10 protein-coding genes and 1 tRNA gene are annotated in these 12314 nt (G+C 54.2%); 6 read left to right on the top strand and 5 right to left on the bottom strand.

Going from position 1 to position 12314, the window contains the following annotated elements; translation table 11 throughout:
- Positions 1 to 53: 53 nt before the first annotated feature.
- Together FCN51_RS15945 and FCN51_RS15940 are read left to right on the top strand one after the other, a co-directional pair.
- Complete coding sequence (locus FCN51_RS15945; RefSeq protein ID WP_035362011.1) at positions 54 to 1556, top strand: replicative DNA helicase; 1503 nt, start codon at positions 54 to 56, stop codon at positions 1554 to 1556.
- 180 nt (positions 1557 to 1736) lie between these two features.
- Positions 1737 to 2525 carry a nuclease-related domain-containing protein gene (locus FCN51_RS15940; RefSeq protein ID WP_160256332.1) on the top strand — a complete coding sequence of 263 codons (789 nt, stop codon included), beginning with the start codon at positions 1737 to 1739 and terminating at the stop codon, positions 2523 to 2525.
- Between the two features lie 60 nt (positions 2526 to 2585).
- Here FCN51_RS15940 and FCN51_RS15935 read toward each other — a convergent pair whose 3' ends face one another.
- From FCN51_RS15935 to FCN51_RS15920, 4 genes are all read right to left on the bottom strand, one after another.
- Positions 2586 to 5003 (bottom strand): mechanosensitive ion channel domain-containing protein, encoded by a 2418-nt coding sequence (locus FCN51_RS15935; RefSeq protein WP_160256331.1) that lies wholly within the window; start codon positions 5001 to 5003, stop codon positions 2586 to 2588.
- 231 nt (positions 5004 to 5234) lie between these two features.
- Entirely contained in the window at positions 5235 to 5384 is a 150-nt protein-coding gene (locus tag FCN51_RS15930) for a hypothetical protein (protein WP_003629136.1), read from the bottom strand.
- 88 nt (positions 5385 to 5472) lie between these two features.
- Positions 5473 to 6261, bottom strand: coding sequence for an ABC transporter ATP-binding protein (locus tag FCN51_RS15925; protein WP_003629137.1), 789 nt, complete (start codon positions 6259 to 6261; stop codon positions 5473 to 5475).
- Positions 6258 to 7043, bottom strand: coding sequence for an MlaE family ABC transporter permease (locus FCN51_RS15920; RefSeq protein WP_003629138.1), 786 nt, complete (start codon positions 7041 to 7043; stop codon positions 6258 to 6260). The genes FCN51_RS15925 and FCN51_RS15920 overlap by 4 nt, the downstream gene beginning before the upstream one ends.
- 208 nt (positions 7044 to 7251) lie before the next feature.
- Between FCN51_RS15920 and FCN51_RS15915 the strand changes: the two genes are divergently transcribed.
- From FCN51_RS15915 to FCN51_RS15900, 4 genes are all read left to right on the top strand, one after another.
- A complete protein-coding gene (locus FCN51_RS15915) occupies positions 7252 to 8283 on the top strand; it encodes a hypothetical protein (protein ID WP_160256330.1) in 1032 nt (343 codons plus the stop codon).
- Between the two features lie 84 nt (positions 8284 to 8367).
- Entirely contained in the window at positions 8368 to 9759 is a 1392-nt protein-coding gene (gene radA / locus FCN51_RS15910) for a DNA repair protein RadA (RefSeq protein WP_004448875.1), read from the top strand.
- A 54-nt stretch (positions 9760 to 9813) separates the two neighbouring features.
- Positions 9814 to 9887, top strand: a tRNA-Gly gene (locus FCN51_RS15905).
- A 125-nt stretch (positions 9888 to 10012) separates the two neighbouring features.
- Entirely contained in the window at positions 10013 to 11548 is a 1536-nt protein-coding gene (locus FCN51_RS15900) for a DUF6538 domain-containing protein (protein ID WP_160256329.1), read from the top strand.
- 187 nt (positions 11549 to 11735) lie between these two features.
- Here the strand turns inward: FCN51_RS15900 and FCN51_RS15895 are convergent, their stop codons facing one another.
- Positions 11736 to 12287, bottom strand: coding sequence for a hypothetical protein (locus tag FCN51_RS15895; RefSeq protein WP_160256328.1), 552 nt, complete (start codon positions 12285 to 12287; stop codon positions 11736 to 11738).
- Between the last annotated feature and the right edge of the window lie 27 nt (positions 12288 to 12314).

The raw sequence follows: 12314 nt of genomic DNA, 5'->3' as shown, positions 1-12314 counted from the left end.
TGCCTGTAAGCAGGACGTGGCAGCGCGAATCTGATACAAGCGGTGTTGTGAGCATGACAACAACAGATACCCCCAACCAGAAGGACGAAAGCCTTCTGGCCCTTACCCTTCGGCAGCCCCCGGCCAATGTGGAGGCCGAACAGGCGCTGCTTGGCGCGTTGCTGACGAACAACCGCGCCTATGACCGTGTTTCGGACTTTCTGGCTGGTGAGCATTTTGCCAACCGTGTGAATGGCCAGATTTATGAAGCCATTGCCCGGCGCATTGAAAACGGACAACTGGCAGACCCCGTAACCATGCGGGCCGAGCTGGAACATTCCGGCATTTTGGCCAGCGTGGGCGGTATGGCCTACATGGCCAAGCTGTTGTCCTCCATGGTCGGGATTATCAACGCTGGAGATTACGGCCGCACCATTCATGATGCGTGGATCCGCCGCCAGCTGATTGATATTGGTGAAAACGTGGTGAACAGCGCGTTTGGCACCACCATGGGCCTTTCCGGGCAGGACCAGATTGAGGCGGGGGAAGAAGCCCTGTTCAAACTGGCGACGGAAAAAGGCAATGAAGGGGATTTTGTTTCCTTCAATAAGGCGCTGAGCGGAGCCATTTCTGTCGCGGCCCAAGCCTTTCAGAACGAAGGGCACGTTACGGGCCTGACATCCGGCCTGCGTGATCTGGATAAAAAAACAGGTGGGCTGCATCCGTCTGACTTGCTGATTCTGGCTGGGCGTCCTGCCATGGGTAAAACGGCGCTGGCCACCAAAATGGCCTTTTCCGCGGCCCGCGCCATTATGGATGAGGCTGAGGAAACAGGAGAAAAGCCCAAAGGGGCAGTGGCTATTTTCTCGCTCGAAATGTCGGCAGAGCAGTTGGCCACTCGTATTCTGTCTGAACAGGCCGAGGTTTCGGGCGAGCGTATCCGCCGTGGTGATATCGGGCAGAAGGAGTTTGACCGCTTTGTGCGTGTCAGCCACGAACTGGCCCGCCTACCATTGGTGATTGATGATACGCCAGCTATCTCTCTTTCCGCCATGCGCACACGCTGCCGCAGGTTAAAGCGTACGCAGGGGCTATGCCTTGTGGTGGTGGATTACCTCCAGCTTATGCGGCCTTCTGTTGGCACGCGTCCAGAAAGCCGTGTTTTGGAAATTTCCATGATTACGCAGGGCCTTAAAGCCATTGCCAAGGAACTGGAAGTGCCGGTTATCGCACTTTCCCAGCTCTCCCGTCAGGTGGAAAGCCGCGAAGACAAGCGGCCCATGCTGTCGGATTTGCGTGAATCCGGCTCCATTGAGCAGGACGCTGATGCGGTGATGTTTGTGTACCGTGATGAATACTACCTGCAACAGCGTATGCCCAAGGAAACAGCTTTTGAATCCATGGAGAAATACTCTGTGGCAATGGATGAATGGCAGCGCAAGATGAGCCTGGTGCATAACAAGGCCGAGCTTATTCTGGAAAAGCAGCGTCATGGCCCCACGGGCACCATTAATCTGTTTTTCGAAGGCGAATACACACGCTTTGCAGATTTGGATACCATTCATCAGGAACACTAAACCAGTTGAAAAGGCCCCCATGTTGGGGCCTTTTTTTTGGTAAAAACCTTCTAATTTCCACGTAAATTTGAAAAACCATACCGCTTGCTGTATGGCGCCGTATGTGCCACTGCATGCACGCGCAAGAACAGCCTGTAAACTGCGTGCCAAAAGAACAAATAAGATTGGGCAGATTTTTTAATGGATAAACTTGGTGCCATTATTGCAATGGCAGTGTGTCTTCTTGTCTTGCTGAATATTTCAACAGTTTTTGCGTTCTTGTTCCTGCTTGTAAAAATTGCTTTGGTTGTGGGGCTTCTCGCTCTGGCCGGGTTTCTGGTTTTTGGTTTTATTGAAAAACCAGAAAAGCACTTACCGCCGCCTCTAGCCCCCCAAGATGAAACCCCGGCAGAACCGGTTTTTGAGAAGCCGTATTTTGATGCCCATGAAAAAGGGCGAGAAGGGGAAGAAAAAGTATGTGCAATTCTCCAACATATGGGTTGGCCTGCCCTACATAATGTTTTGCTGGAAGATGACAGAGGGCTGACGGAAATAGATCATCTTGTAAAAGCCCCATGGGGCATTGTGGTTATTGAAACCAAAAATTACGATGGCTTTATTTCCGGTTCCTCTACGCCGGGGGTGTGGAAGCAGAGTTTTCCAAATTCTACCGGCGTAGGGTACCGGCTGTTTATGGACCCCGTGCACCAGAATTATCGGCATGTCTGTGCCGTAAAATACCTTACCGGAATGGAAAATGTGCGGTCTGTCGTGGTGTTTGCCGGGCGGGCTTATACCAGCCCATTTGTGCATCATCAGGTTGTGCGCCTGAAAAATCTGGAGCGCGTTTTACGCACACGGCCAGAAGGTTTTGCCTATGTGGATGACCGCGAACTGGAAAGAGCATGGCATGTTCTGCAACAGGCCTCTATTGCCAATACGGGGCGAGGGCGTGAGCATATAGACAAATTGCGCCAGCGTTTTTCCTGAAAACAACGTGGCTTGGTTTCTGCGGGCCATACAGGCAGCCCGCAGAATAGGGTGTGCTGGTTAAACGGTTATCAGGTTCTGCCGCACCGTCACCGGGATCTTGTTTTCCTGAAACGCCTTCCAGATTTCAAAAAGCGCTGCACTGCGCACAACCTTTACGTCTGTGCCAGACATGGCCTTGGCTGATCCAATCAGTAAGGCAGAACCATCAGATACAGAAGACATGCTTACAGTTGGCCGCATGCTTTCATCCACATCCTTACAGGTGGCAAGGGTGCGGGCCATGACATCCATGGCTTTATCTAGATCAGATGCAAAAGGCAGATTGAGTTCTATGGTGAACACACCGGGTTTTTGTGCCCGCGTGGCGTTTTTAACCGCCGAGGTAATGAACTGCGAGTTAGGAACAATCATGGTGGATTGGTCATCCAGCCGGATATCGGTAGAGCGCACGCTAATGCGTTCCACCGTGCCAGTTACGCCCGCAATGGTGACAACATCCCCAATGGAAACCGGGCGTTCGGCCATAAGGATAATGCCGGAAACAAAGTTTTGCACAATGGATTGCAAGCCAAAGCCAATGCCCACAGAAAGCGCGCTTACAACCCATGTCATGCTTTTAACGGTTACACCCAGCACCGCCAGCATGCTCAGCCCCACCAAAATCCATGCGGCATAGCTCAGAATACTCAGGATAGATGCCTGCGCCCCGATATCCAGCCGCGTGATGGGGAAAAACCTTTGCTGAAACCACGATTTTAAAATGCTGATGGCGTAATACCCAGCCACCGGCAACACGGCACACAGCAAAATGGCATCCAGAGAGATATGGGAGCCATCGGTGCTGGCCTGGCCATGAAACAGCCAGTAAAGCTGGTGCCAGATCTGCTGCGGGTCAAACCCTCCGCCACTGGTGGCAACGGCGTAAACCACAGCCAGCAGCAGCACATTTACAATGCCGGGCACCACAACGCACATCTGGTTTACAAACCGTGGCGGCAGGCCCAGTTCAACCAGATGCCGCCCCAAGGGTGCACCGGCCGGAAACAACGTGCTGGCCGTAACCGTTACCAAAAGGGAAAGCAGCAAAAGGCCCGTCATGCTAATGGCCATCATGCTCAGCCATGAGATGATGGTGTAAGCCAGCGGAATGTAGCCTGTAAAAACAGCCAGCCAGCAGACAATGGAAATGCCCATAGCCAGACTGATTAAAAACTGCGTGCGGGAGGGCTGGCTGGGGGTGTTGTCTGTTTGGTCGGAAATACGCAATTCCTGCGGAATAACAAATAGCAGCGGGCTTACTGCCAGCACATACAGTCCATCCATAAGCTGGACGGACAGCATGGAAATGCCGCTTTGCGTATCAATATAGCGTAGGAACCCGCGCATAATAAGCGCTGCTGCCAACCAGAGGGGAAACAGCCGTAAATTTCGCGCAATGGTGTCCGACATCGGAAAGATGCGCCATTCTGGATGGCGTGAAAGCAGACAAAACCCCAGCTCAATCACAAGCCCGCACAGCGGAAACTGCGCGCCCATCATGCTGCCAAGGGTGGTTAAATCTTCATCCAGCGCAGAGTTATCAAAGGCCAGAACGCTCCAGAAAATCTGGAAGGCAAAACCCCATGCCAGCAGGCTGAGCACACCACACAAAAGGGTTGCAATAATAGGGCGGATACGTCCCGCAGGTAAAACACGCGCCACCAACCGGCGAATAATGCCGTGTGAGAAAAACCACCCCACCAGAAGCAACGCAGAAAGTGCGATGCCACCCAGCGAAATAAAGATGCGCTTGCCAGAAAAAGCGACCCCCAGCACCCCAAGGGCTTCTCCCCCCAGCGCACTGAGCCGTGTGGTGTCTGTATGGAAATTGCTGGTAAACTGAGACCAGAAGTTCACCCCCAGAGGGGAGGGAAAACGCTGCCACAAGGTGGCCTGCTGTATGGCGGTGCCATGCTGGCGCAGTTCATTAACAAGCTGCTGGGCTTCTACTTGGTACAGCTTCAGCCGCGTCATGCGGGAATTGATGTCCTGCTGTTTTTTAAGCAGGAGTTTGCGCTGTTCGGTAATGGAGGCTGCTTCTGCTGGCTCATCCTTGCCCGGCGGCTTGCCCAGAATATCCAGAAAGTTCTGATAAACCGCTTGGTAGGGTTTTAAGCGGGCTTGCAGGGTATCTGTTTGTGTGGCCACAGCATTGGCGCGGCGCAGTAGGGCTGCAAGCTCGGTCGTGCTTTGGCCGTTGGTTCTTTCCTGCTGGCTGCTTTGGTAAATGGCGCTTATTTCTGAACCAATACTTTCCAGCGTGCTGTTACTGACAATATCAGAAGTATTGGTAATAAGAGTTGTTGGGGCAGGGGTGGTAACGGAGGTGTTTTCTGTATCCGCTGCCAAAAGAGGGGAAGGGGTGGCAAAAAGCAGGGCACCCTGCGTAAGCACAAAACACGCGAGAAAAAGAGAACAGAACCGCTTCAAACGCATCAGAAAACCTTGTGTTTCAGGTGTCTGGAAAAAATAACCCTTATGTCCGTAACGTAGCGGCGTAAGAGGGGGTTGCGCCACCATTAAGCAAGCGGCGAGGTGGTGTTGGGGAATGTGCGCAGGTTTCTGTTTGGTGCAGGCAGCGCAATGCGGTGCACTTTCAAACAGGCAAAAGCCCTGCCATCCAATGGTGGCAGGGGTGGAAATTAACGTATGGGAAACGTGGTGGGGTTAGTCGTCATCACCTGTTTTGAGGTGATCGTGATACCCGTATTTTTCCCACTGTGCGGCTGTGGTCAGATGCTTCGGTTCACTGGAGCTAAACATGCCACAGGCGGATAGTCCCAAGGTGCAGGCCAGCAGCAGAACCGCGCGTTTCATCTTACCGAATATCCCTTACCCGTTTTGTCTGCTTTTTCTATCTCATTGCAGGGCAGCGCGGGCAAGTGGAGATTGCAGCCAAGTGTGATTAACGCCGCAATTCCATGCTGATGGGGCCTTCACGCCGCCCGTGGGTGAACTGATCTACATACGGGTTGCCGCTGTTCATGAGGGAAGATGCTGCACCCTGCCAGATCAGCTTGCCTTTGTAGAGCATGGCGGCTTCATCCCCAATGCGTTGGGCAGATGCCATATCATGCGTAATGGCAATAGCGGTGGAACCCAGCTTTTTCACGCAATCTACAATCAGCCCATCAATTACTGCGCCCATAATGGGGTCCAGCCCGGTGGTAGGTTCATCAAAAAATAGAATATCCGGCTGGGCAGCAATGGCGCGGGCCAGCCCCACGCGCTTTTGCATGCCGCCAGAAAGTTCGGAGGGATATAAATCCCCCACAGAAGGATCAAGCCCCACCTGTGCCAGAATGGTGCCTGCATGGTTGCGGGCGTTCTTACGAGTAATTTTGTGCAGCGCCAGCAGTCCGAATGTCACGTTTTCCCATACGGTCAAACTGTCAAACAGGGCAGCGTTCTGGAACAGCATGCCAATTTCACTGCGCAGTTTTTCACGCCGTTTTTCCGGGGCTTCCAGAACGTTTTCGCCATCAATTTCGATAACGCCGGAATCCGGGGTAATCAGCCCCAGAATGCAGCGCAGCAGCACGGATTTGCCCGAGCCAGACCCGCCGATAACAACAAAGGATGTGCCCTGCGCAACATCCATGGAAACACCATCCAGCACCTTTTTGGCGCCGAAGGATTTGTGCAGGTCCCGAATACGGATTTTAGGCGTGGTGCCTGTCATGGTCTGGCTCATTGTGAAAAGAACAGGTCTGTCAGCAGGTAATCAAAGGCCAGCAGCATGATGGAAGCGGCCACCACAGCGGCTGTTGTGGCTGAGCCCACACCTTCTGCCCCGCCTTTGCTGTTATAGCCGTAGTAGCAGCCCATCAGTGCAATAAGGAACCCAAACAGCGCGGCCTTTACCAACCCTACGGTTACATCAATGGCCTTGAGGGAGTTCAGCGTGGCTGTAATGTAAGCGGGGGCAGAAAAGCCCAGCTTAACCACCGCTACGGTAAAGCCGCCTGCCACACCCAGTATGTCTGCCACCAGCACCAGCAGGGGCAGGGCAATAAGCCCGGCCAGCAGGCGCGGGGCCACCAGATACTTCATGGGGTTGGTGGAAAGGGTGGTAAGCGCATCTATCTGGTCTGTTACGCGCATGGTGCCAATTTGGGCGGCCATGGCAGCGCCTACGCGGCCAGCCACCATAAGCCCAGCCAGCACCGGCCCCAGTTCACGCGTAACGGCCAGCACCACAATACCGGCAATGGCGCTTTGGGCATGGTATTGCGCAAACCCGGTATAGGATTGCAGCGCAATCACCCCGCCAGAAAACAGCGCTGTAAGCGCCACCACAGGCAAAGAGAAAAAGCCTGTTTCTAAAAAGGTGGATAAAAACACTCGCCCATAAAACGGAGGGCGCACAATGTGCGAAAGCCCAGAAGCCGCAAACAGGGCCAAAGCCCCCGCCGCGCGAATAAGGGAAAGTGTAGCGCGGCCAAGGCGGGCCACAAGATCAAGCACCATGTCCATGAGTGTGGACTGTCCGTTCCTGCTGAAGTGTGAAAAAGGCAGTTCCAGCAGCCGTAACCTGTGCGGGCGGGTTCGTCAAAGCATCGTTGTGTGGTGGAGCAGGGGGTATTGCGTTTTCAAATAATAAATTTTGTTTAAATTTACGAACAGAGGTGGCAAACAGCGCCCAGCCATTTTGCGAAATGGTAGAATATGAGGGTGTTCAATTATGGATGATGTTTCCCGTTCTGTTTTTGTGTTTGGTTCTCCTTGCAACAGTAACTACGGCAAGGTTGTTTTTCTGCCCAACGGCCAACTTTATGGGTATCAGCACGAAAACGAACATACATGGCGTATGGATGGGGAAGAACTGTGCCTGTTAAATATTCAGGGGCAGGTGAGCAGTCGGTATCATCGTACGGGAAACGGATGGGCAGGCACGGTAGAAGACCGCAGATACCCACTTTACCTTAACACCCTGATAACAACAGATACGTGTGAAACACCGGGCCTGCCGCCGGTTATGGTCAACACCATTCCCAAAGCTGGCACGTATTATGTGGAAGCCGCGTTAAAGGCCGCAGGGTGCCCTTCCCACCGTCTGCATCTGGGGGGTGAGGATGTGGTGGATGATTACCGCGGCCTGCCGGATGAGCGCGTGCATATTATGCCCGAAACCCTGCGGCTGTATTGCCCGCTGGATCTGGTAACCGCCACGCTGCAAGGTGGGCATGTTGTGGCGCATTGCGATTTTCAGCATGTTATAGACCATGTGCGCAGCCAGGGCATTCTGGTGCTTTCTGTTGTGCGCAACCTGCGCGATATCATGAAAAGCATGTTCCGCTTTTTGCTGTACATGATCCCGCCTGAACCAGACGATTTTCTGGGCCAGTTCTGGCGTGAGCAGGAAGGCGATGCCCGCGTAACAGCTTTTCTGGCCGTAGAGCATGAACGGGGGCTGGAGCATGTGCGCCAGATGGCCCGCATGATACTGGCGGATACATCCCCCCAAAGCATTGTGCTGCGCTATGAAAGCCTGAAGCAGGGTGATTTGCAGCCTCATAACATTGAAAAATTGCAGGCTATCAATCCGGAATTTACGCAGCGTTTGTCTGATGCATTTGTGCAGACCTATGGCGCACGCACCCCAACATTTTCTGGCGAAGCCCGGCAGCAGCCAGACCCGTGGTGCGATGTGTTTGAGGCATATTTCCACAAATCCGGCATGGCCGATCTGAACGCCCAATTGGGTTACGCGTAAAAACAGTGCGGGTGAGCCCTTGAGTTTGTTCCTGTTTTATTCCACATCAAGGGGGATGAACCGGACAGCAAAAGAGCTTGCCTGATGGCTAAAAAACCTTCCCGCACCTATGTTTGCACCAATTGTGGCGCTGTACATGCCAAATGGGCTGGGCAGTGCGATGCCTGCGGTGAATGGAACACGCTGGAAGAAATGGCTGTGGAACCCTTGGCCGCATCTTCTGCCGCAGTGCGCGGTGGTAAGGGGCGGCGCGTGGCGTTGCAGGCGCTGGAAGGGGAGATCAAACTTCCACCACGCACCCAAACAGGCATTGCAGAGCTTGATCGGGTTTTGGGCGGTGGCCTTGTGCCTGCCTCTGTTGTGCTGGTGGGGGGAGACCCCGGCATAGGTAAATCCACCCTGCTGCTTCAGGCCGCCAGCAAGTTGGCAGGCAAGGGCGAGCGGGTTCTGTATATCTCTGGTGAAGAAGCGGTGGATCAGATCCGCCTGCGTGCCCAGCGGCTGGGTGTGGCAGGGGCCAAGCTGGACTTGGCGGCATCTATCAACGTGGCGGATATTGTAGCCACGCTGGAAGCCGAACCCGATGTGCGGGCGGTGGTGATTGATTCCATCCAGACCATGTGGCTGGAAACCATAGATAGCGCACCGGGCACGGTCTCTCAGGTGCGGGCCTGTGCGTTTGAGCTGATACGTGCGGCCAAGCGCCGGGGCTTCAGCCTTATTCTGGTGGGGCATGTAACCAAGGAAGGTGCGCTGGCAGGCCCACGTGTGCTGGAGCACATGGTAGATGCCGTAATGTATTTTGAAGGCGATAGAGGCCACCAGTTCCGTATCTTGCGGGCTGCCAAAAACCGCTACGGTGCAACGGATGAAATTGGCGTATTCGCCATGACCGACCGAGGGTTGGAGGAGGTGAGCAACCCATCTGCGCTATTTCTGGCCGAAAGGCGGGGCAATATTGCCGGTTCTGCCGTGTTTGCCGGGTTGGAAGGTACGCGCCCTGTTTTGCTGGAAGTGCAGGCCCTGCTGGCCCCCAAAGGTGGAGATGGCGCACCACGCCGTGCCGTGGTGGGGTGGGATACAGGCCGCCTTTCCATGTTGTTGGCTGTGCTGGAAACGCGCTGCGGGCTCAAACTCTCTGGCATGGATGTATATTTGAACGTGGCAGGCGGCCTGAAAGTGGCGGAACCTGCGGCAGATCTGGCTGTGGCGGCTGCGCTGGTTTCTGCTGCCAGTGGCGTGCCCACCAGCCCCGGAGAGGTTTATTTTGGTGAGGTCGGTCTTTCGGGCGAGGTGCGGCAGGTGGCACAGGCTGATGCCCGTTTGAAGGAAGCCGCCAAGCTGGGGTTTGACCGTGCCGTGCTGCCTCGCCGCATTGCACGCGGCAACACGCGTTCTCGCCCGCCGGAGGGGCTGCATCTGCGTGAAATCGGCCATATTTCTGATCTGGTAAGTGCAGAAATGGAGGCCGAGTAAAACTGATGCGTTGCCTTTTGCACAATGTATCGGTATAGTGCGCCCCACAAAGATGCGGATGTAGTTCAATGGTAGAACGGCAGCTTCCCAAGCTGCATACGAGGGTTCGATTCCCTTCATCCGCTCCAACTTCCAAAAACCTAATGAAATCAAGCACTTGCCTCATAGCAACGTTACTCGGTCTGTAAGCGTGCGTTACAGGGTCAGCGTTACACCTTTCGATACAAAGAAGGGTGCTGAAGATATGCGGAATATGCTGAAGCGTGGGAACAGTTATTCTGTCCGCTTCAACGTGCCTGAAGATAGACGTGCAGATGTCGGAAAGGTCTTTGGTGCCAAGAGTGGCATGAAAGATGAGATTGTCCGCACCTTGGGCACTCGTGACTATCGGGAAGCCGTGAAGCGCCGTGATGCTGCCCTTGAGGCTATCAGGAAGGAAGTCAACGCCAAGCTGACAGATGCAAACCTTCCACCCTTGCATGGTGATTATGTGCCTAACTGGTGGGCTGCACCTGAGAAGGCTGTAGAAGCTGGCCTTCATTATAAAAAGCAGATTGATCAAGCCTCAGAAGCTTATGAGCCATGTGAAGGGATAGTGCCGGGAACGATTGCAGAAGGCGCTCCCACGTCTGAGAAGGAACACATCAGGGCCGTTGTGGCTGACTTGGTGCTTGAAGCTTCTGAAAAACTCCCTCCGGCGGAGGGCCTGCGCTACTACAACACTGTCATGGGCATTGCTGAGGGCCAAGAAACGCCCTTGGAACCACTTGCAGAACGTTGGCTGGCTGATGCTAGGCGCTTGGTCTCTAACGGCCTTCTGAAGAGGCACAGGAGAGTCTTGACGATCTTCTGGAAATATCTGGACAGCGTTGGTGTGGCGCGTGTTGTGCAGAAGGTGGACAAGAGGCAGGCAAGGCGCTTCAGGGAGTGGCTGATAGCCAAGGGCAAGGAAGCAAACACAGTCAATTCGTATTTGTCCTCTTTGCGGTCTTTCTGGACGTGGCTGGATGATGCTGGGGAGGTGAGTGACAGCAATCCTTGGTCTGGCATGTCTGGGGGCTTGAAGAAGCTTGCCAAGAGGGATGCAAAGGCAAGAGGTGAGAAGCGGCCCTTCACTGATGATGAATTGCTGCTCCTGCTCAAAGGCCAGCCTAGCAGCCGACAGCGTGCCCAGATGATCAAGGATGTGTTCCGCTTGGGCTTGCTGACAGGGGCAAGGCAGAATGAGCTTTGCAGCCTCACAAGAGGCCGTGTGGTGGTGCCTGCTGATCCTGCCGAGCTTTGGGGCGTTGAGGTGACTGAGGATGTCAGCAAGACGGAAAACAGCGTCAGGACAATCCCGCTTCATCCCTTGGCAAGAGAGATTGTGGAAAGACGCCTGAAAGACTGCACAAGCCCGCTAGCAGATGACTTGGATGCACCCTTGTTTCCTGAGTGCCCTCCGGGTGGTGAAGATAACAAAAGGGGCTGGACGTTCTCAAAGGACTTCCTGCGCTATCGGAAGGCTGTCTTGGGTGCTGAAGGCAATGGCACAGACTTCCACAGCACCAGAAGATGCTTCTCAACCTTCATGGAAGTGGCAAGGGCCAATGGTGTGACTGCCTGCACTGATTTGGTGATTGATCACCTCATTGGACACAAGGCGGAAAGGCTTGCAGCAAACACCTATGCAGCAAAGCAGCTTGATTGGTCTCTCTATTCAGAAGCCATCCTTGGCATGGTTGAAAAGGGCATGTCTGAGAAGGTGAGGGCTGCAATGCTTGATGAGAGTCAAAAAGAAGCCCGCTGAGAGTCTTTCAGGCTTTCCGGCTGGTGAATGACACCAGAGAAGGTCTTGAAGGCTATCAGCGGGCAAATATGAGGCTGTATGGGCCTATATGGCTCATCTGTGGCTAGCTGGCTTGTCAGCCTTCGTTAGTTTCTAGCGTGCGGGCAATCTATCAGCTAGCGGCCTGAGAATGAGGCTCTTGAAGGCTTCAAAGGGCTTTCTGTGCTTGAGCAGCCTTGGCGTGGCGTGCAGCCTCAGCCTTTTCCCAGTCGATAGTGAAGGTCTGTTCAATGGCAGGCACCAGCACTTCCAAGTTATCGCGTGTGCAATTGAATGGGTTGTGATCCTTGAAAGTGATACGCCGCCCTCCGTGTGTCTCACCGACAAGGAAGCGGGCAACTGTCAGGAGGTCTTTAGGGTTGCTGCTGTGCTTCCATGCCTGAGCCTTGTGGCCATGAATGCTGACATATGGACGGCCTGTGCCGTTATTCACCACATGCAGGCGGATGCCATTGTCTGAGAAGCTGAGGAGGTCTGGAAGGTCTTGGGTGCTCACCAGCAGGTGCTTGCCGTTGCCGTGCCGACCTTGCAGGGAAACCTTGGTGGTGCCGTTATCAAGAGCAATGGTCTTGCTGGGTGCGTGAGGCTTCTTGGGGCCTTGAGGCTTTCCAGCGTCTGCACGTTTCTTTCGGTGCGGCTTGGGGGCCGTGCTGGGGGCTTTTAGTGTGTCATGGTGGTTGTGTGATGCTTCTGTGTGCATGTGTTCTTCTCCATTGTGGGCATGATC

The organism is Acetobacter pasteurianus, assembly GCF_009914215.2.
In the GTDB taxonomy this organism is placed as follows: Bacteria; Pseudomonadota; Alphaproteobacteria; order Acetobacterales; family Acetobacteraceae; genus Acetobacter; species Acetobacter pasteurianus.
This window is presented reverse-complemented; position numbering and strand designations above follow the sequence as displayed.